This window comes from Acidisoma cellulosilyticum (assembly GCF_020621385.1).
Lineage (GTDB): Bacteria > Pseudomonadota > Alphaproteobacteria > Acetobacterales > Acetobacteraceae > Acidisoma > Acidisoma cellulosilyticum.
The window spans coordinates 132174-151269 of the sequence record NZ_JAESVA010000006.1 but is presented as its reverse complement, the minus strand read 5'-3'; the positions used below and the strand labels follow the sequence as shown (position 1 = coordinate 151269).

The window sequence follows — 19096 nt, the reverse complement described above, 5'->3', positions numbered from 1 at the left end:
GGCCAGCGCCTGATGTCGCGGCCGGCGCGAATCGCGGAAGCCGGTGGCCGTATTATAAAAGGTCTGGTCTTGGGCATTCTATTTATATCGATAACGATATGACAAGCAAAATCCAGATCGGACCGTCTGACCTGGAACGATGTTGGACTGTTCCGACTCCGAAGTGACGGTGGTGCTATCGCGGACGCCGTGCTTGGCTGCTTGACTGTCCAGGTTAGTTCGGGATCACAAAGGAATTCTCCGGTCGCGCCAGCCCCAGACGGTCCCGCAGCGTGCCGGTTTCATATTCCGTCCTGAAGAGGCCTCTTTTCTGCAATTCCGGAACGACCTGCTGCATAAAATTCATCCAGTCATCGGGCAGCAAGGGAAACATCAGATTATAGCCGTCAGCGGCCCCCGCAACGAACCATTCCTCCATCTGATCGGCGATGTGTGCGGCTGTCCCGGCGACCATCGACACGGAACCGGTATTCGCGATCTTGCGCGCCAATTGCCGGATGGACAGGCCCTTGTTCGATTCCTCCTGAATGAGCTTAAGCCAGGTTCGCCAGCCGTTGAAGCTTTCCAGATCCGGCAAAGCGGGAATCGGGCCATCGAGCGGGAAAGTCGATAGATCGACGCCGGCCCAGCTGGACAGCAGGTCGATGCCCACCCGGTCGATCATCAGGGATTCGAGCGCCGCCTGCTTCTCCAAAGCCTCGTCCTTGGAGGATGCGACAATCGGCAGGATGCCGGGAAGCAGGCGGAAGCTTTCCGGCGTGCGGCCTTGTCTGGCCAATCGCTCGTTCATGTCGCGGCGGTAGGCGAGGCCCTGTTCGAGGTTGCGGATGACAGCGAATTGGATATCGGCGTGCAGGGCAGCGAGATTCTTGCCGGCTTCCGACGATCCCGCTTGCACGATCACCGGATATCCCTGGGGCGAGCGCGGCACATTGAGCGGACCCTTGACGCGGAAATGCTCGCCCTTGTGATGCAGATAATGGACTTTGGCGGGATCGGCGAAATAGCCCGAGCTTTTGTCGATCAGTACCGCGCCGTCTTCCCAGCTATCCCATAAAGCTTTGGTGACATCGAGAAATTCGGCCGCACGGTCGTAGCGGCGGGCATGGTCGATATTGCCGTCAAGGCCAAAATTCTGCGCCTCCTCCGTCAGCGCTGATGTCACAACGTTCCAGCCGATGCGGCCTTGGCTGATGTGATCGAGGGACGAGAAGGTGCGTGCGATATTGTAAGGCTCGCTATAGGAGGTCGAAGCCGTGACCATGAAACCGATATCCTTCGTTACCGCCGCCAGGGCAGAGACGAGAGAGATAGGTTCCAGCCGCGCATTGGCGTAATGCGCAACGCCACTGTCGTAATTGTCCCAGATACCGAGATGGTCGGCGATGAAGATGGCATCGATCTTGGCGCGCTCGGCTTCTCCGACTAACCGCCGATAATAGTCCAGATCGAAAATCTCTCGCCCTGGTGCATGGGGATGCCGCCAGGACAAGCGATGATCGCCCTGCGGGTTGTAGAAGAACGCCGCCAAAATCATTTTTCCGTTCGGCATTCTTGATCATCCTTTGCGCTCAGTCACCGTGCTGCCGATGCTACGCAGGATTTGCCCTTGCCAAAAACGATAAATATCAGGAAATAGGAAAGCTGAGCTTATCTATCCTGTCAGCCGTCATGGGGGCCGATGGCCGTTCCACCGTCATTGCGCAGTCTGCAGGCTTTCGAAGCGGCAGCCCGGTTGGGCAGTTTCGTCTCGGCCGCCGACGAATTGGCGGTCTCTCCCGCCGCCGTCAGCCAGCTTGTGCGCGGGCTGGAGGAGCAGATCGCGCGGCAGCTTTTCAACCGGGTCAATCGCAGCACCGTATTGACCGAGGCGGGCAGGGAGCTTTTTCTTCAGGTCACCGGCGCCTTTGGCGACATCAGAACCGTGTCGCGGGACCTCAGCGGCGGCGAGCGGCGATCGTCCCTCGTCATATCGGTCGCACAATCCGTGGCCATGGGATGGCTCTCCTCCCGCCTGCCGGATTTCATGGATCATCATGGTGCGATTGACATATCCCTGCGCGGGGAAGATGACCCGGTGCCCTTCGAGCGGAGCCTGATCGATATTCGTCTGTCCTACGGGCAGTTCTATTATCGGGAGCATGTGACGGAAGAGATTGCGCAGGATTGCGTCTATCCGGTCTGCGCGCCGGCATTTTTGGAGAGATACGGTCCCTTGGCGGCACCCGAAGACTTGCTCGCGGCTAGGCTGATCCATACGGATTGGGGGCCGTCCTCCGCGTCTTTCCCGACCTGGAAGAGCTGGTTCGACAGTGCCGGCGTGACGGCGGACCGCGACGTGCAGCGCGGCATGACGGCGAATTCCTCCCGCGCGGCGCTGGACCTTGCGATCGGCGGATTGGGTGTCGCCCTGGGCCAGGGCATGTTTTGCGCGGAAGCCGTGGAGGCAGGTCAGCTTGTCGTGCCGGTCGGTCATGTGATCGCGCTTGATCAGCCCTATTGCCTCACCATTCCGGTGAGGAGCGCGCAACGCAGCGTGGTTATGGCTTTCAAGACCTGGCTCGCGACCGAATGCGTCAAATCGATCCATTCGCCGGCACTGCGCCCATGCTGATACTTGGCGGTTCAGCGCAGCGCCTGTTGAAGGCGCCGGGCCTGGTGCCGCTATGGATCGCAGGCGGGGCCGCGAACGCCATGCTTTGGCTGGAAGTTCTGGCAGCGGCCTTGTTCACGCTGCAGGTGACGCGATCGGGATTCGATGTCGCCCTGGTCTCGGCCGCCCGCAGCCTGCCGCTTCTGGTGACAGGCGCTTTCATGGGCGTCATTTCCGACGCGACCAATCGCAAGCGCATCGTCGTCGGCGGCCTGGTGGTGAGTGCCGCTTCGGCCGGCACCGTCGGCATGCTGGCGGCCATAGGCGTTCTGCGGCCTTGGCAGATCGGGATCGCAGCGCTGATCAGCGGACTTGTCTATGCGACCGAAATGCCGGCGCGGCGACGGATGGTGGCCGAAAGCGCTGGCCCGGCGCTGGCGCTGCGCGCCGTCGCGGTTGACAGCATGATGAGCTATGCGACGCGGTGCGCGGGCCCGCTGCTCGGCGGTTTGGCCTATCAATATTTCGGCCTGGCCGGTGCGTTTCTGCTCTCGGCCTGTCTGAATATCGGGATGGCGATTCTGGTGGCGCGGATCCACTACCGGCAGGATCTTCTGCGTCGCTTGTCGCTGCTGGGCGCGCTTCAGGACTTGCGCGACGGTCTGGCCTTCGCCGTTCGCCGCCATACGCTGGTGCTGCTGCTGGGCGTCACGATCCTGACCAATCTCTTTGGCTATAGCTACAGCACCTTACTGACGCCGATCGGCAAGCTGGTGCTGGACCTGTCACCGTTCATGATCGGAGTATTGGCGGCGGCCGAACCCGCCGGCTCGCTGCTGGCTGGTATTTTTGTCGCCGTGCGGCCGCTGCCGGGCCATCCGCTGCGATGGCTGGCGGGCGGTGCCACGCTTCTGTTTTCGGTTTTGATCGCGGCGGCGATCGTCGGCCGCATGCCGCATGCGCTTGTTCCCATGCTGGTGCTCTTCGCCCTAGGTGGCGTCGGCAGTGCGGTCTACAATATCCATCAGACGACCATCGTCATGACCGAGACGCCGCCGGCCTTTCGCAGCCGGGTCATGGGGCTGGTCACGGTCTGCATCGGCAGCTGGCCGATCGGGATGATCGCGGCGGGCGCATTGATCGACCCGCTCGGGCTTATGGGCGCCTTGGCCGCTTTGGGTATCGGCGGGCTCGCCGGCATGGCGGTCCTGGCCGGCTACGCAAGATCACAGCGGCACCGCTGATGTCAGGTCAAGAGCGCGCCGGACCGATATGCATTTGCTGTGTCAATCACAGCTCCTGCGGGAACGCGGTCTCGGCGACGGCCCGCTGATCTGGGGGCCTGAGCTGTGATGCCCGCGCGATACCGGGTGGCTGCCCGGTCACCCGTTTGAAGGCGCGGCTGAACGCGGCCTGAGACGCATAGCCGAGGCGATGGGCGACGGTATCGATCGGCATCTGTTCGCTGCCGATCCATTGCGTCGCGAGCCGCATGCGCAACTCGGCCGCGTAGCGCAGCGGCGTCACGCCGGTGACGGCGTGAAAGCGTTCCGCGAAGACGGAGCGGGATGCGCCGGTCTCCGCCGCCAGGTCGGCGACCGTCCAGGTGCGGCCGGGGTCGCGATGCAGTGCCGCGATGGCGCCGGCGAGGCGCGGATCGCGCAAGGCGTCGACGAGGCCGGCGGCACCGTCGCAGCCGCATTCCACCCAGCCGCGCACGATGATGGCGGAGAGGACATCGGCGAGCCGCGCCAGAATGGCGCCGAAGCCTACGCGCCGTCCGCAAACCTCGCTCTCCATGGCTGTCAGGATCGGCAGGACCTCAGGATGACGTTCCGACAGCGTGCCGACGATCAGGGCTTCCGGCATCAGGCGCACCAGGCGCTGCATGCCGCCGAGATCGAATTCCATGCAGCTGCTGAAAATGAGGGTATTGTCCGGGCAGCCGGGTTTTCCGGCGCAATCCCTGATCTCGGACAGCGCGTCGCAGAGCGGCTCCCCCGTAAAGCTTGTGATATCGCGGCAAGGGATATCGATCGCCGACAGCAGTTGATGCTTGCCGCCATGCGGCAGAAAGACAGCGGTGCCAGCGGGCAGGCTGAAGATCCTGCCTTCCGCGCTGCGCAGAAAGGCCGCGCCGGACACCACGACATGGAGATGCGCGCGCTGCGAAGCATTGCCGAAGCTGAGGCCGAAGGGGGGCGCGACCTCGATCCGCCGATACTCGATACCGCGCAGCCGCATGCCGAGCAGCAACTCGCTCATCAGATCAAGCGATGGCAGGGATGGGTTCGACAAGGCCATATTCGGACTTTCGATCAATAGTCGCGGACTTATTATCATAGTTCGTCCGGGTCGCCCAGTATATGCTGCGAGCAACCGTTCGTACTAAGGACTAATGTGATGAGTGACTGTGTGGAACCGAACTGGTCGGTCGCGGTGCCTGAGAAGGCATCCTGGCCGGCCGTCTTCTCCCTGACCTTGGGCGTCTTCAGCCTGGTGACCGCCGAATTTCTGCCCGCAAGCCTGCTGACGCCGATGGCGGCGAGCCTGCATATTTCCGAAGCCTTGGCAGGGCAGGCAGTGACGGCGACCGCGCTGGTGGCCCTTGTGGCGGCCCTTCTGGCCGCCGTCGTCACCCGTGGGCTGGACCGCCGCCTTGTCCTGATGGGCTTTTCGGTCCTGCTCATCCTGTCCAATCTGCTGGTGGCGGCGGCGCCCAATCTGATCCTGCTGCTGCTCGCACGCATTTTGCTCGGCATCGCTTTGGGCGGGTTCTGGAGCATGGCGACGGCGGTTGCGATCAGGCTGGTGCCGGCACCCATGGTGCCGCGCGCGCTTTCGATCCTGTTCAGCGGCGTTTCGGTCGCGACCATCGTGGCCGTGCCGCTCGGCAGCTATCTGGGCGGGCTGTATGGCTGGCGCAGCGTCTTTTTATTCGCGACGCTGATCGGTGTGGTGACGCTGCTCTGCCAGATGACCTTCCTGCCGAAGTTGGTGTCCCACCACGCGGCGAGATTGGAGACTTTGGTGGAGGTGCTGCTGCGACCGGGCATGCGGCTTGGCGTGATCTGCTCCGTGCTCGTCTTCGGCGGGCATTTCGCCTTGTTCACCTATGTCAGGCCGTTCCTGGAAACCACCGCCGGCATCGGCGCCAATGGGATCGCCCTGATGCTGCTGGGCTTCGGCGTCGCGAATTTCGTCGGCACCATGCTGGCCGGCGTTCTGTTGGAGCGCAGCCTGCGCCTGACGCTGACACTGGCGCCGCTGATCATCGGCGCCGTGGGACTGGGGCTTGCGGTTTTGCATCTGGGCCTGCCGGCCCATGCGGTGCTTGTCGCGCTTTGGGGCATGGCCTTCGGCGCGGTGCCGGTCGGCTGGTCGACCTGGACAGCGCGCTCCGTGCCGGATGAGACCGAGAGTGCCGGCGGCATTTTGGTCGCGGCCGTGCAGATCGCCATTGCGGCCGGCGCCGCGCTCGGCGGATCGGTCTTCAGCTTCAGCGGTGTCACCGGCGTCTTCCTGGCCGGCGGCATTCTGCTTCTGCTGACCGCTTGCGTCGTTTTCGCGCGGGTCAACCGAAGCCTGCCGGGCTGAAGATCAGGCGAAGCGTCTGCGGGATAAGGAAACACCGACGACGAGATCGATGCCAAGGCCCAGGGCGAAAGCGCAGGCACCGATGACGAATAGTAACCGGTAGTCACCGCCGGTCGCGGTGAGAAGATAGGTGAGGCCATAGGCGCCACCGGCCTGCAGCAAGGCGAAGGCGGTGGTGGCCGTGCTCCAGGCCTGTTTCTGGGCGGATGGGTGATGGGCCAGCAATTCGTGGACGCGGCCGAGAACCAGGGGGACGATCCCCGGCGTGAAGGCACCCATGACGAGGCTGGACAGGATCAGGCCCGCTGTCCCGGTGCCGAGCGCCGGTAAGATGACGGCACCGGCCTGGATGAAAAAGGCCAGCCGCAGGGCGGGACCGAAGCCGGTTCGATCGGCCAGATGACCGGTCAAGACCGGACCGATGATCGCGCCGAGCCCGAACAGAACCCAATATTGCGCGCCGCTGTCGAGACCTTGGCCAAGACCGCGGGCGACGTAATCCACCAGAAAGAGCATGTGGGGCACGAGCCCGGCGGCGTTCAGCGCATATTGGACATAAAGCGCGCGTAGCCGTGTCGTCGGCAGCGGGCTATGCGCCGGGATCTTTGCCCGCGCTGCCAGTGTCGGCGCCGGTGCCGATCTGGCCGGCCAGCCGCGCCAGGCAACGGCCGTCAGGACCAAAGCGAGCAAGCCAAGCCCATCCCAGGCCAAGGCCAGATTTTGCTGCAGCAGCAGGGGCACGATTGTTCCTGACGCCGCGATGCCGATGCCGATGCCCGCGAAGATGACGCCGCTTGCGACACCGCGCCGCGATTGCGGAATCCAGGGCAGTACGGTCGGCGCGGCCAATACCATCAAACCGCCGCCGGCAATGCCGGACAGCAGTCTCCACACGAAGAACCAGACCAGCGAGACGGGGACCGAACAGGCGAAGAAGGCGATGCTCGCCAGCAGCATGAATCCGCGGAGCAGCGCGGGGGCCGGCAGCCTTGACGCCATCGGGCGGGTGAGCAAAGCGCCCGCCAGATAGCCGACCAGGTTGGCGGCACCGAGATAGGCGGCGGCGGAGGGTGCGAACCAATGCGCGCCGATGATGGCGGGCAAAAGCGGCGCATAGGCGAATCGGGCGAGGCCGATACCAACCAGGCTGGCGCAGGCGGCCGCCAGGGTTGCTCGGCCGGGGCTTACCTCCGGCTTGGCGCCGTGACGGGATCGGGATTTGGGCATGCCATTCTCTCGCAATCGGACGGCGAGATAGCTAAGCGCAATTCTTAATCTCGGATAACGAATTATCGAGAGAAGGGTAATCTGGTTTCGTGATCGCCTACTCGGCCGCCATCCGTTGGGGCGGCATCGGCAAGGGCCTGGCTGTGGCGAGAAAGGCCCGCAGCGCGCTGCTGGGATGAACATCCTTGTGGTGAATGAACATGGTGGCGACCCGTGCGTCCTGGGGCGGCAGTTCATGGGCAAGCACCCGGCCATCCTGCCAGAAGGGGCTGACGACAGCCCTGGGTAGAAGGCTGATGCCGACACCGGCAGCGACACAGCCGAGGATCGCGTCCAGCGACCCGAATTCCAGATGTCTGGCGGTCTGAATGCCAAGCTGAGCAAGGAGATTGTCCAGTCGCTGGCGATAGGAGCAGCCGCGCCGGAAGACAATGATCTTGACCTCCGGCAGGCGCGCGAGTGCCTTGAGGCTGGTCACGCCGGGCGCGGTCACCAGCATCAGCTCCTCCTGAAAAACCGTCTCCTCCCGCAGATCCGGATGCTGCACGGGGCCGGCGACAAAAGCGCCGTCGAGCTTGCGGGCCAGGACGTCTTCCACCAGGGCATTGCTCGTATCCGTCGTTAAAACCAGATCGACCGAGGGATGGGCCTGCATGAAGGATGCGAGAATCGGCGGTAGCCTGAGGGCAGCGGTCGTTTCCAGCGAGCCGATCGTCAGCATGCCGCGTGGTACGCCATCATCCCGCGCCGCCGCATAGGCTTCCTTCAGGATGGCGGAGAGCCGCGATGCATAGGGCAAAAGCCGCTGCCCTGCCGCCGTCAGCACGACACCGCGCCGGCTGCGATCGAATAACGGCGTGCCGACCTGATCCTCCAGGATGCGGATGCGGGCGGTGACATTGGATTGCACCATATTCAACTCGACGGCGGCTCGGTTCATGCTGCCGTGCCGCGCGACCGCTTCCAAAACGCGCAGGTCTGCGTATTCCATCCTGATCTCCAGACTGAAGGCCAATCATCATAACAAATGCTGACCTAGCCTTCCAGTCATCTAAGATTAAGATGGTGATCGATGTTCTACAGCGCCGCGACGGTTTGGTTGGGACAGCCGTCCCGTCTTTCGGGTTTGTAGGAGCCATCAAGGCTGAGCTCGGCCTCATCCACGTCCTGCCGCGTGACCAGGATGGGAATGCCGGAGATGTCCTCGATCTGCTGCTGCGTGCGCTTGCGGCAGGCAATTTTGCCAAGACCCTCGCCTGGCACCCAGGTCCAGTAATTATAAACGGTGACTGTCTGCATCACCTTGTTCTCCCTTGGCCTTTCGGCATAAGCGGCGCCTTACCCCGCCGATGCTAAGTCTCCCGTAGATGCAATGCACAAATTACTTTGTAACTTATGGAAACCGATTTCTTGAAGACTCCGTGATTCGGCCTTCGACATATCGGATGGCGCGATCGGTCACAGTCTTCTGCTGCATGCTCGGCGGTGCTGATGGAGGCCGGTCGGCACTTTCTTTCCTATGGCAGATCGCGCGGTGCTATTCGGTTGCGGGCTGCTTCGTTATAGCGAATATTGGAACATTATTGCGCGAACATGACGGCCGAGGAAATGATCCCTTGTCAAAACCGAAACCGCGTGCTCTAGAGGCGCTGCCCTAGGCAAAAAAAAGCGGTACCGAAGTACCGCCAAGTTTAGGGAGGAAACGTCCAAGAAAGCAGCGACACGATCCTGGACCGCCGTCGCTGCGACTAATTACCTACTATTCCCCTCTGAATTCCGCAAGGGTTTTGTGCGCCGCAATCGCAATTTTTGCGGCGAAGGGGAACTTTTGTTCAATTTCCTTGTCTGACAGACGAATAAGAGCCTTGCGCTGACCCTGTCCGGTCACTGCGGGGCCGGGCCGAGGCAAGGCCCAAGGCCGCGAGCCCTGGCTGAAGCTTCGACGGGGATAGAGGCAGCGGCCGGTCTGCGGACGACCGAAAGATCGATTGAAAAAATGCCGCCCGGCCATATGTGACCGGATCATTCGACCAAGGGGAGAGGCAGGATGGCACAAGAAAACAGCGTCGAGATCGCACTTGCTCTGATCAAACGATATGGGCATCAGGCGGCGGCGATCGCCGAGGAGCGGGCCGCCATCATGACGCAGCAAGATCCGGGATTGCGGCATGTCTGGGAGCAGATGCCCTCGGTCATCGCCGACCTACGCCGCAGCAATGCGGTCCAGAAGGCTAGGACGAACGCGTAAATCGCCCGTATAAAGCCCTGTCTGACGTGAGAGGTGGGGCTTTATACCGCGCAACCAATCGTATTGGCGGATGATTTCCGGGCATTGATGCGGTCCAATACATCATCGCCGTACCCCGCCGCGAGAGCGCGGGCTTGAATGGCGGCAGCGATATCCTGCTTAGTCATGGGATTGCCGTTGGCTTGATTGGCAGCGACCTGACGGAATACGCGGCCCGTCCGCAGCTTGGATCGGGTCAGCCAATCGTCCAGCAATGCCACAGGTTGCAAGACAGCATCATCGACGATGGTCAGCACATTCCGCCGGTTGGGGATACGGCTGCCCCAACTGCCAAGACTAATTTCCAACTGATGGTCTTGGCGTTTGATCTTGGCCAAAGTCAGCGTCGCGAGCTCGGACAGCTGAAAAGCCCCCGCTATTCTAAGAGCCAGCAGCGCACGGTCTCTGCTGGCTTCAAGCGCATCCTCCTCAATACTCAGAAGAATGCTTCGAAGAATCGTCGTCGTCGCCTGCCAGGGATTTTGAGAGCCCCGCGCAGACCCGATGCGCGTCAGTGCAAGCTGAATAACCTTTCCGTCGCGATGCAGAAGCGGCGGCACCGCCCGATGGCGCCGATGCATATGACCGATCGCCGCAAGACGATGCCTGATCGTCTGAGCACCATAGCCTAAAGCCGCTTCGGCTTCCAAAAACTCAGCCACGCTGTCCGGTTCGGCTGCAATCGGTGCGGCGTGCTTGTCCTCGCACCAGGAGAGAAAGCGGGCCCAATCATTCGCATAGGCCTTGTCGAGCAGTGCAACAACCGATTGGCTTTCAAGCACGCTTGGGTAATGCGACAGCCGTATGGGAGCCGATAAGGGCGCCTGCATCATGGTTTCTACTCTTTTTGATGAGTAAGGCCTTGGTTTTTACGGGGTCTTCAAGAAAAAGCGTCAATATTCAATGCGCGATCAAATCCCTGATCGTCGCCGAAAGAAACAAGACCTTCACCCATAGTAAAGCGCATCCGAAAACAAGCTCTGGGATGTGTGACAAAAATGCACAAAATGAGGCGGTGTTCGTTTCAGGGCATGAACTTATTCGAAGTCGATTGTTTTTTACTTATTCTTTCTAAACTTCGTGCCGGAACGCCAAGTCCGGCCGATTCTATCATTCAACACCAAACCCGCTCTCAAAATCGTGAGCGGACAGATCAACGGCCAGAAACTTTGCTTTATGTAACAAGACTATTTCCTGTTGCACTCCCTACAACTACGGCGCCGCTTTGGGGTAGATCATAAACAATGCATGACTCTTATAACATAAATAGCATGTGTTAATCCGGCCACATTCCGAACTTTCCTGTGTTTTCCATGTTGCAGTCACGTGTGGAAAAGATTACCGAATTATCCGTGCTACCAACGTTCGCTCCCTCAATGAAGGGATCGCAACGAGATAAGAAGAATGAAAAGCCGGTCAGGTGGAGACGAAAATGCGTAAATTACTTTTAGCCGGAGTGGCAGCGTTTGCGAGCGTTGGCGGCATCGGGTTTATGGGCTCGGCCATGGCGCAGACGGTGCCGGCCGCTTCCCAGCTATCCCCGGGATCGATCACGGTTCGTCTGAACGGACGCGTGAACTGGTACGCCGGTGTTGAGGGATCAACCCTCGATAACAATAGCGCGACGGGCGAAAAGACCAGCACGGATAATTTTCTTGGCTATATGCGCCTTTATCCGGGCTTCGACGGCGTCGCCGCCAATGGTCTGCATTATGGTGCCGCCGCTGAAATCCGTATGAACGGCGGCCAGGCGGCCAGCAGCGAAACGCTGTATGTCTTCCAGGCCTATGGCTATCTTGGCCTGCCCGAACTCGGCCAGGTCAGCTTCGGCCAGGAAAACGGCCCTTCCGTCCTTTTTGAAACCGGCACTTTTGAAGGGTTCAACGACGGCGGCTGGAACGGCGATATCGAGGGCATGATCCCGGGCAACGCCATCGCGGTCTATCCTTTCCCTGACAGCGGCAGCGCCTATGATCAGGCGTCGAGCAAGATCGTTTATCTGTCACCGACCTTCGGGGGTCTGCAGCTTGCGGTCGGCTTCACGCCGAACCAGACGGCCGAAAACACCGGACCGGTGGTCACGTCTTCGGCGACGCCGATTGCGGGCGGCATGCCGCGCAACATGATCGACGTCGGCGGCCAGTACACAAACAAGTTCGGCCCTCTCGGCGTGCAGATCGGACTTGATTACACAAATGCCGGACAGGTCGCGAATACCGGTGATCCGGACGGCGTCACCGGCTACAAGCAGATGAGCATCCTCTCGGGTGGTGCGACCGTCAGCTATGCCGGTTTCACGGTCGGTGGCAATTCGTCCTACGGTGCCTTCAATATGGCGGACGGCGACACCTTCCAGCTTGAACCCGATGGCGGCACCGCAGCGGTCGGCTGGCTGGTCGGCGGCATGTATACGACCGGACCTTTGGTTGTCGGTGCAAGCTTCTTCCGCTTCAACCAGACGGGCGATCTGCCCGGTGGTATCGATGCTGGCTCAGGTGCGACCATCACCTCCGCCGGTCTGACGACCGGTCAGCAGCAGAATACCGGTGTCGCGGCGGGTCTGACTTATACCCTGGTGCCGGGCGTGAACCTGTTCGCAGATTACCTTTATGGTGTCCGTCAGCAGGGTGGCTATAACTTCGCGACCGGCAATGCCGGTACCGATAATAACCAGGTCCAGTCTCAGCTCTTCGGCGTCGGCACCCAGATCCAGTGGTAAACTGACGCGGCTAGCATTCGCTGGTTAGCAAGCGGGGTTTCGATCCATTCGGGTCGAAACCCCGCAATTGCGTTTAGCGGTTAGGCAGCAAATTTCTTACGCGCGACGATACGGCGGATGACCTTGCCCGATGAGGCACTGTCTGTTTGCTCGTTCAATAGCAATGTCGTGCCGGTCAGGGCCTGCAGCACCCGATCAGGATCGAAGGCCGTATAGAGCCGGGCATTGTCGTCACGACGATCTTGCCCCGCTGTCACGCGCCAGGTGAGATAGAGGCTGCCGTTCGGCATCAGCAGATCGACCATCCGCGTCACGGCGGGGGTAATCGCATGCGGCGGCAGATGCATGATCACCGTCTCGCACAGAATATTCGCGAAGCTCGCATCCGCGAGACCGGCCAGTTCCGGCAGCATGGCCTGGACGAAGCGAATGCCAGGGTGACGGCGGCTTGCCTCCTGCAACAATCCCGTTGAGCCATCGAAGCCGGTTGCCGCGAAGCCGTTCTGAACGAGCCAGGCGGTGTCGCGCCCGCTGCCGCAGCCGATATCGGCGGTCGGACCCGGCGCAAAGAACCGCCACACCGCGTCATGAAGATCGGTAGGCTTGGGTTGGCTCTCCCAATCCTCGGCGAAGCTTGCCGCATCCGCGTCATAGGCGGCGAGGGTCCGGGCGTCGGAATTATCGATCATCACACCTGGCCAAAAGCATAGAGCACGCGAGTCTGCCGCGGGCTGTCCGGGGTGGCAAGGGGCGGCGTCGCGCGAGGAGTCGAACCGTTTTGGAGAGACGCGCATATTTTCCTGATCAATGTCCTGCCGGAATTGGCCGAGTCTCGGCCTTCTCTCAGGGCTGCCATTGAACTGTCATTATTCAAGCCAAGGGCGCTCATTTACAGGGGGCACGCGCGCGATGCCTTGACCGTTTGTGGAGAGCCCCATGTCGTCTACGTCTACAGAATATCAGCTGCTGACGGCCTTCACGGCAGGCGACCTCGTCATCAGCGTGGTAGGCGACGTCAACAATAGCGGGACCTATACGGACAACCAGGCCACGCCGATCGCCCTGGAAGAGCTGTCGCTTGACGGCACGGCGAGCGCCTCCATCGTCGGTGAACTGGTGCTGCCGCAGACCACGACGGTTGAGAACGGCACCACCGAATATGCGATTTCCGGCGAATACGGCTCCTCCTCGGAAGGCTATCTGCAGCTGTCCGAGGACGGCCAGTCTCTCACCATTGGCGGCTATGGCGTCAATGCCGCGACCTATAATACCGGCGGCGCGGCGGTTTATGGCGATCCCCGGCTGGCGCAGTCCACCAGCCTTCTGGACAGTTCCTATACGCCGGTTGCGCGTGTCATCGCCGATATCGGCTATGATACCAGCGTCGATACCAGCACCGCCGTCTACAACGTCTTCAATACGAACAATATCCGCAGCGTCGCGACCGTCGACGGCACAAGCTTCTATATAACCGGCCAGGGCGTGAAGGGCGACGACACGCAGGGCGTCTTCTACGTGCAGGACGGCGCCAATTCCGCCACCGCGATCGACACCACCACCGACACGCGCGACGCCCAGATCGTCGATGGTGTCCTTTATGTCTCCCGCGACAGCACGCAGGGCGGCACCGACGGCACGTCGGAGATCTCCTCCTACGGCACGCTTCTGCCGGTGTCGGATACCACGGCGGAAGTTCTGCCCAATATCGACGGCAGCGTGATGTTGACCACGGCCGACGCGAATGCCGTCAATGGGGCCGATGTCGGCTCTATCGTTAATCTGAGCCCCGAGAGCTACTTCTTCGCGGACGCCGATACGCTCTACGTCGCCGATAGCGGCAATCCGAAAGCGGGCGGCCTGGGCGACGGCGGTCTGCAGAAATGGACCTTCAACGGCACCGATTGGGTGCTGGATTATACTCTGTCCGATGGTCTCGATCTGGTGGCCAACACTGCCACGTCCGGCACCACGGGTCTGATCGGCCTGACGGGCACGGTGACGGCGGGCGGCGAGGTCCTGCTCTACGCGACGAACTCGACCCTCGGCGATCTCGACCAGACCTATCTTTATGGCATCACCGACGAATTGAGTGCCACGACGGCGCAGACCGGTGAGAGTTTCGTCGTGCTAGAGACGGCGGCGACGGATACCAATATTCGTGGCGTTTCCTTCGCGCCGACCTCGGCCACCACAAGCGCCACGGCCACGACCGTATCGAGCGGCTCCCCGCTGAGCGGCACGACCCTGACCAGCGGCAGCGCGATCACGGTTCTGAGCGGCGGCATCATCAGCGACATCACTGCCCTGTCCGGCAGCACCATTCTTGTTTCCGCCGGCGGGACCGACACGGATAGCACCATCGCTCAGGGCGCGACCGAGACCGTTCTTGGCACCGCGACCGGCGATCAGGTGCAAGGCATGCAGATCGTCGATCTGTCGGGCGCCATTATCAGCGACGAGACGGTCTATAACGGCGGCACGATCGAGGTGCTCATCAAGGGTGTCACGGCGACCGATATCACGCTGGACAATGGCGGCCTGCTTTATATCAACGGCAGTTCGACCGCCGTCGATACCGTCATCGAGAATGGCGGCATCGTCGATCTTGACTCCGCCAAGGCGAGCGTCAGCGGTTCGCTTACCTTCATCGGCTCGGGGACGTTCGAGGAAACGACGGTCGTCAGCTCGAACGAGGGCGACCTCGCCGTCATTTCCGGCTTCGGCGTCGGCGACGTGATCGACCTCACGGCGATCAGCGGTGGCACGCTCACCACGCAATTGGTCAGCGGCAATACGGTCGCGACCCTCGTCGGGAACGCCGGCACCGAGACATTCACCTTCGCCGGCAATATCGGGGCCTATCTGTCAACGACGACCGATGCCGGCAGCGGCACGGAAATCGTCTATGTCCCGCCCGCGCCGGTGGAGACCGTGGTTTCCAGCGGGGCTACAAGCACTGGCCTCACGGTCACCAGCGGCGGCACGGTGACGGTCAATTCCGGCGGCTCTATCGTCAGCGCGACGATCCTCTCCGGCGGTTCGGCAATGGTCAGCGGCAGCGATACCGACTCGGTCATCTCGGCCGGCGGCATCGAGGTTTTGAGCGGAACCGCGACCGGCGACCAGATCTACGGCTACCAGAATATCAGTTTCGGGACGGCGACCGCCTTCAATGAGACGGTCTTTAGCGGCGGCACGATCGGCCTGGATCTGAAGGACGCGATCCTCAACGACACCACGATATCGAGCGGCGGCACGTTCAATCTCAACGGCAATGTCTCGGGCACCGGTACCACGGTGCTGATGAGCGGCGGCGTCATCGACCTGCAATCGCCCAAGGCCAATCTGCTCGGCAGCCTGATTTTCTCGGGCGCCGCGACGCTTGAGGAAACCGACATCGTCAGCAGCAGCTTCGGCGTCAGCGCCACGATCTCGGGTTTCGGCACGGGTGACGTGATCGACCTGACGAATTTCGGTTCGGGCGCCGTGATGACCTCGGCGTTTGTCGGCGGCAATCTTGTGGAGACGGTCAGCAGCGGCGGCAATAGTGAGTCCTTCACCTTCGCTGGCAGCGGCCTTGCCACGTCTCTGACCTTGACCAGCGATGGCACGGGCGGCGTGGCGATCGTCTATGGCGCGGGCACGGTCGTCAGCTCCGGCTCCAGTTCAGGGTCATCGACGGAGACGGTGGTCTCCAGCGGGGTCAAAAGTTCTGGGCTGACGGTCAGCAGCGGCGGGTCGCTGACGGTCAGTGCCGGCGGCTCTGTCCTCAGCACGACGATCCTCTCCGGCGGTTCGGCGACGCTGGACGGCAGCGAAACCGACACGGTCATCTCGGCAGGCGGTAGCGAACTGCTGGTCGGCTCGGCGACCGGCGATCAGGTCTATGGCACACAGACCGTCAGCGGTACAGCGCCCGTCGCTGTCGGCGAAACGGTCTATGGCGGCGGCGTGATCGACGTCACTCTGAAAGGTGCCGTCCTTAGCAATACGACGATTGCCGGGGGCACGCTGGCGATCGACGGCAATGCCGCGGCCACCGGCACCACTATCCTGACGAGCGGCGGCGTGATCAATCTGCAGTCGCCCAAGGCCAATATGTCGGGCAGCCTGGTCTTCTCCGGCGCCGGAACGCTTGAGGAGACGGATGTCACCACCGCCGCATACGGGCTCACCAGCGCGGTCATCTCCGGCTTCGGCACGGGCGACGCGATTGACCTGACCCAGTTCGCTTCGGCGACGCTGACCGCTGCGGTCGTCAGCGGCAACTTGCAGGAGACGGTCACCAGCGGCGGCACGACCGAAACCTTCACCTTCGCGGGCACTGACCTCTCAAGTTCTCTGTCGCTGGTCGCGGACGGCACGGGCGGCGAGGAGATCGTCTTTACGGCGCCCTGCTTCGCGGCGGGCACGCTGATCCTGACCGAGCAAGGCGAGGTGAAGGTTGAGGATCTGCGTATCGGCGACAGGCTGATCACCGCCTCCGGCGCGGCCCTGCCGGTCAATTGGATCGGCCATCGTCAGGTCATCTGCCGCCGTCATGCCGAGCCGCAGAAGGTTCTGCCGGTGCGGATCGCGGCCGGTGCCTTCGGGGAGACTGTCCCGGCGCGCGACCTTTATCTCTCGCCCGATCATGCGGTCTTCGCGGAAGGCGTGCTGATCCCGGTCAAGCATCTCATCAACGGCACCAGCGTCCGGCAGATCGAGGCAGAGGCCGTAACCTATTTCCATGTCGAGCTGACGCAGCATGACATCATCCTGGCCGAGGGCCTGGCGACGGAAAGCTATCTCGATACCGGCGATCGCCGCTCCTTCGCGAATGGCGGCGGTGCTGTCACCCTGCATCCGAGCTGGGCGAGCGAAGCGCAGGACTTGGCGCTGATCTTCGAATCGCTCGGCGCGGCGCCGCTGCGGGTGACCGGGATTGAGGTCGACAGCGTGAAGGCCAGCGTCGCGCGTCAGGCGGAACGGGCCGCCAGCATAATCGCGGCGGCCTGATCCTTCATCGGTCAGGCACCAGCGTCCGTCAGGTTAGTTGGAAGTGCCATAAAATCTGTCGTCCTCATCGTATTCTGCATCCGCAAGGCGCCGGCCTTTCATACGGCCGAACGCCGCGTCTGATCGGCGCATGACAAAGGCGGTCGAGATGTCGCTTGACCGCCCGCAGCCCGGTATCTGCATCTTGGCCCAGCGTATGGCTGTTAAGGCGCGGCCAGCGCTTTGATCTGCGCAGCCGCGCTGGCCATAATTTCCTCGGACAGGGCCGGGTCATCCACCGCGCGCGCCAGGCCGACGGCGCCGATCAGCGCGCTATAGACCGTGATGGCCTTGGCCCGCAGGGCAGCGTCATCGCCGGTATTGCCCGCCGCCTGAAGGCGCTCGACCAGTAGGTCGAAGCTTTTCGTCAACCCCCCTGTAAAACTCGTCCGCGTCTGCTGCCCGCCACGGGCGATTTCCGCGACCAGCGCTGCCGCCAGACAGCCGGCCGCGGGCGTATCGCGATGCGCGGGGCTGAGATAGCGGTCGATCATCTCCCCGATCTTCGGCTTCTCGGCCTCCGACGGGGCTTGGGCGATGCGGGCCTGCCAGGTGCCTTGGCCGAAGGCGACGGCTTCCGCCACCAGATCCTCCCGCGTCGCGAAGTGCTTGTAGAAGCCGCCGACCGTCAGCCCGGCCTCCTTCATCAGATCGGCCACGCTGACGCCGTCGAGCCCATGGGTGCGGAGCCGTTCGGAGGCAATCCGGACGATGCGGTCATGCGTTTCGGCCTTGGCGGCCTGGGAACGTCCCATCGGAAGGGTCCTTGACAAACAAGATTATGATTATAATCTCACGATATGGATTGTGAACATAATCCTTTCATCGTTCAAGACAAGGTAGAGATCCCATGCGTTTAGCCAATAAGACGGCCCTGATTACCGGCGGCAATAGCGGCATCGGCCTGGCCACGGCCAGGATGTTCGCGGCCGAGGGCGCACGCGTCGCCATTACCGGGCGGGACCGCAAGAAGCTGGATGAGGCCGCGGCGCTGATCGGGGCCGGCACCGTCGCCATTCAGGCCGATGTCACCGATATCGAAGCGCTGGAGCGTGGCGTGGCGGAAGCGGCTGAGGCGCTGGGGCATTTCGATATCGTCTTCGCTAATGCCGGCATTGGCGGCCCGACGCCGCTTGGGCAGACGACGCTCGCCCAGTTCGACCAGATCATCCGCACCAATCTGACGGCGGTGTTTTTCACCGTGCAGGCGGCGCTGCCTTTTATCCCTGACCATGGTTCGGTGATCCTGAACGGCTCCGTTCACGCGGTGCTCGGCCTGCCGCATAGCGCCGGCTATGCGGCGACCAAGGCCGGCGTGCGGGCGATGACGCGGAATTTCGCGACCGATCTGGCGCTGCGCGGCATTCGCGTGAACCAGGTCACGCCGGGGGCCACGCGCACGCCGATCTGGAACAGCCGGGCGCCGAGCCCGGCGGAATTGGCGGCGCTTGAAGCCAGGTATACGCCCGCCATTCCGTTCGGGCGTTTCGGGGAGGCCGATGAACTGGCGCAATCCGCGCTGTTCCTGGCCTCCGACGAATCCCGCTACATCACCGGCACCGAGATCGTCGTCGATGGCGGCGCTACCGGCGCGCCGGGCGGCGCCCCGGCCTATCGCGGCTGACAGAAGAAGGCG

At 62.2% G+C, this 19096-nt stretch carries 15 protein-coding genes; 7 read left to right on the top strand and 8 right to left on the bottom strand.

Annotated elements, in window-relative coordinates; all coding sequences use genetic code 11:
* Window positions 1-214 precede the first annotated feature (214 nt).
* Entirely contained in the window at window positions 215-1552 is a 1338-nt protein-coding gene (locus ACELLULO517_RS18185) for an LLM class flavin-dependent oxidoreductase (protein WP_227308841.1), read from the bottom strand.
* Window positions 1553-1681: 129 nt separating this feature from the next.
* Here ACELLULO517_RS18185 and ACELLULO517_RS18180 point away from each other — a divergent pair, with 129 nt between their 5' ends.
* The gene (locus ACELLULO517_RS18180; RefSeq protein ID WP_227308840.1) at window positions 1682-2614 is read left to right on the top strand and encodes a LysR substrate-binding domain-containing protein; all 933 of its coding nucleotides are present in this window, start codon (window positions 1682-1684) and stop codon (window positions 2612-2614) included.
* A complete protein-coding gene (locus ACELLULO517_RS18175; RefSeq protein WP_227308839.1) occupies window positions 2608-3837 on the top strand; it encodes an MFS transporter in 1230 nt (409 codons plus the stop codon). The genes ACELLULO517_RS18180 and ACELLULO517_RS18175 overlap by 7 nt, the downstream gene beginning before the upstream one ends.
* 46 nt (window positions 3838-3883) lie before the next feature.
* Here the strand turns inward: ACELLULO517_RS18175 and ACELLULO517_RS18170 are convergent, their stop codons facing one another.
* Window positions 3884-4897 (bottom strand): AraC family transcriptional regulator, encoded by a 1014-nt coding sequence (locus ACELLULO517_RS18170; RefSeq protein ID WP_227308838.1) that lies wholly within the window; start codon window positions 4895-4897, stop codon window positions 3884-3886.
* A 99-nt stretch (window positions 4898-4996) separates the two neighbouring features.
* Here ACELLULO517_RS18170 and ACELLULO517_RS18165 point away from each other — a divergent pair, with 99 nt between their 5' ends.
* Window positions 4997-6190 (top strand): MFS transporter, encoded by a 1194-nt coding sequence (locus ACELLULO517_RS18165; protein ID WP_227308837.1) that lies wholly within the window; start codon window positions 4997-4999, stop codon window positions 6188-6190.
* A gap of 3 nt (window positions 6191-6193) precedes the next feature.
* On the opposite strand, the gene ACELLULO517_RS18160 is transcribed toward ACELLULO517_RS18165, so the two are convergent.
* The 3 genes from ACELLULO517_RS18160 to ACELLULO517_RS18150 form a co-directional block, all read right to left on the bottom strand.
* Window positions 6194-7417 (bottom strand): YbfB/YjiJ family MFS transporter, encoded by a 1224-nt coding sequence (locus tag ACELLULO517_RS18160; protein ID WP_227308836.1) that lies wholly within the window; start codon window positions 7415-7417, stop codon window positions 6194-6196.
* A gap of 97 nt (window positions 7418-7514) precedes the next feature.
* Window positions 7515-8408, bottom strand: coding sequence for a LysR family transcriptional regulator (locus ACELLULO517_RS18155; protein WP_227308835.1), 894 nt, complete (start codon window positions 8406-8408; stop codon window positions 7515-7517).
* Between the two features lie 86 nt (window positions 8409-8494).
* The gene (locus ACELLULO517_RS18150) at window positions 8495-8716 is read right to left on the bottom strand and encodes a hypothetical protein (protein ID WP_227308834.1); all 222 of its coding nucleotides are present in this window, start codon (window positions 8714-8716) and stop codon (window positions 8495-8497) included.
* Window positions 8717-9464: 748 nt separating this feature from the next.
* On the opposite strand from ACELLULO517_RS18150, the gene ACELLULO517_RS18145 reads away from it, so the two are divergent.
* Entirely contained in the window at window positions 9465-9665 is a 201-nt protein-coding gene (locus ACELLULO517_RS18145; protein WP_227308833.1) for a hypothetical protein, read from the top strand.
* 41 nt (window positions 9666-9706) lie between these two features.
* Here ACELLULO517_RS18145 and ACELLULO517_RS18140 read toward each other — a convergent pair whose 3' ends face one another.
* Entirely contained in the window at window positions 9707-10537 is an 831-nt protein-coding gene (locus tag ACELLULO517_RS18140) for a hypothetical protein (protein ID WP_227308832.1), read from the bottom strand.
* Between the two features lie 599 nt (window positions 10538-11136).
* On the opposite strand from ACELLULO517_RS18140, the gene ACELLULO517_RS18135 reads away from it, so the two are divergent.
* Window positions 11137-12423, top strand: coding sequence for a porin (locus ACELLULO517_RS18135; protein ID WP_227308831.1), 1287 nt, complete (start codon window positions 11137-11139; stop codon window positions 12421-12423).
* An 80-nt stretch (window positions 12424-12503) separates the two neighbouring features.
* Here the strand turns inward: ACELLULO517_RS18135 and ACELLULO517_RS18130 are convergent, their stop codons facing one another.
* Complete coding sequence (locus ACELLULO517_RS18130; protein WP_227308830.1) at window positions 12504-13112, bottom strand: class I SAM-dependent methyltransferase; 609 nt, start codon at window positions 13110-13112, stop codon at window positions 12504-12506.
* Between the two features lie 247 nt (window positions 13113-13359).
* Here ACELLULO517_RS18130 and ACELLULO517_RS18125 point away from each other — a divergent pair, with 247 nt between their 5' ends.
* Window positions 13360-17421: a Hint domain-containing protein gene (locus ACELLULO517_RS18125; RefSeq protein ID WP_227308829.1), complete on the top strand. Its 4062-nt coding sequence runs from the start codon at window positions 13360-13362 to the stop codon at window positions 17419-17421.
* Between the two features lie 203 nt (window positions 17422-17624).
* Here the strand turns inward: ACELLULO517_RS18125 and ACELLULO517_RS18120 are convergent, their stop codons facing one another.
* The gene (locus ACELLULO517_RS18120; RefSeq protein WP_227308828.1) at window positions 17625-18215 is read right to left on the bottom strand and encodes a TetR/AcrR family transcriptional regulator; all 591 of its coding nucleotides are present in this window, start codon (window positions 18213-18215) and stop codon (window positions 17625-17627) included.
* A 95-nt stretch (window positions 18216-18310) separates the two neighbouring features.
* Between ACELLULO517_RS18120 and ACELLULO517_RS18115 the strand changes: the two genes are divergently transcribed.
* Window positions 18311-19084: an SDR family NAD(P)-dependent oxidoreductase gene (locus ACELLULO517_RS18115; protein ID WP_227308827.1), complete on the top strand. Its 774-nt coding sequence runs from the start codon at window positions 18311-18313 to the stop codon at window positions 19082-19084.
* Window positions 19085-19096 lie beyond the last annotated feature (12 nt).

Bases quoted from the DNA above. Each gene is read 5' to 3' on its own strand.
- ACELLULO517_RS18155 (WP_227308835.1), bottom strand. From the start codon at position 8,408: ATGGAATACGCAGACCTGCGCGTTTTGGAAGCGGTCGCGCGGCACGGC.
- ACELLULO517_RS18145 (WP_227308833.1), top strand. From the start codon at position 9,465: ATGGCACAAGAAAACAGCGTCGAGATCGCACTTGCTCTGATCAAACGA.
- ACELLULO517_RS18130 (WP_227308830.1), bottom strand. From the start codon at position 13,112: ATGATCGATAATTCCGACGCCCGGACCCTCGCCGCCTATGACGCGGAT.
- ACELLULO517_RS18185 (WP_227308841.1), bottom strand. From the start codon at position 1,552: ATGCCGAACGGAAAAATGATTTTGGCGGCGTTCTTCTACAACCCGCAG.
- ACELLULO517_RS18180 (WP_227308840.1), top strand. From the start codon at position 1,682: ATGGCCGTTCCACCGTCATTGCGCAGTCTGCAGGCTTTCGAAGCGGCA.
- ACELLULO517_RS18140 (WP_227308832.1), bottom strand. From the start codon at position 10,537: ATGATGCAGGCGCCCTTATCGGCTCCCATACGGCTGTCGCATTACCCA.
- ACELLULO517_RS18170 (WP_227308838.1), bottom strand. From the start codon at position 4,897: ATGGCCTTGTCGAACCCATCCCTGCCATCGCTTGATCTGATGAGCGAG.
- ACELLULO517_RS18135 (WP_227308831.1), top strand. From the start codon at position 11,137: ATGCGTAAATTACTTTTAGCCGGAGTGGCAGCGTTTGCGAGCGTTGGC.
- ACELLULO517_RS18160 (WP_227308836.1), bottom strand. From the start codon at position 7,417: ATGCCCAAATCCCGATCCCGTCACGGCGCCAAGCCGGAGGTAAGCCCC.
- ACELLULO517_RS18120 (WP_227308828.1), bottom strand. From the start codon at position 18,215: ATGGGACGTTCCCAGGCCGCCAAGGCCGAAACGCATGACCGCATCGTC.
- ACELLULO517_RS18165 (WP_227308837.1), top strand. From the start codon at position 4,997: ATGAGTGACTGTGTGGAACCGAACTGGTCGGTCGCGGTGCCTGAGAAG.
- ACELLULO517_RS18125 (WP_227308829.1), top strand. From the start codon at position 13,360: ATGTCGTCTACGTCTACAGAATATCAGCTGCTGACGGCCTTCACGGCA.
- ACELLULO517_RS18115 (WP_227308827.1), top strand. From the start codon at position 18,311: ATGCGTTTAGCCAATAAGACGGCCCTGATTACCGGCGGCAATAGCGGC.
- ACELLULO517_RS18150 (WP_227308834.1), bottom strand. From the start codon at position 8,716: ATGCAGACAGTCACCGTTTATAATTACTGGACCTGGGTGCCAGGCGAG.
- ACELLULO517_RS18175 (WP_227308839.1), top strand. From the start codon at position 2,608: ATGCTGATACTTGGCGGTTCAGCGCAGCGCCTGTTGAAGGCGCCGGGC.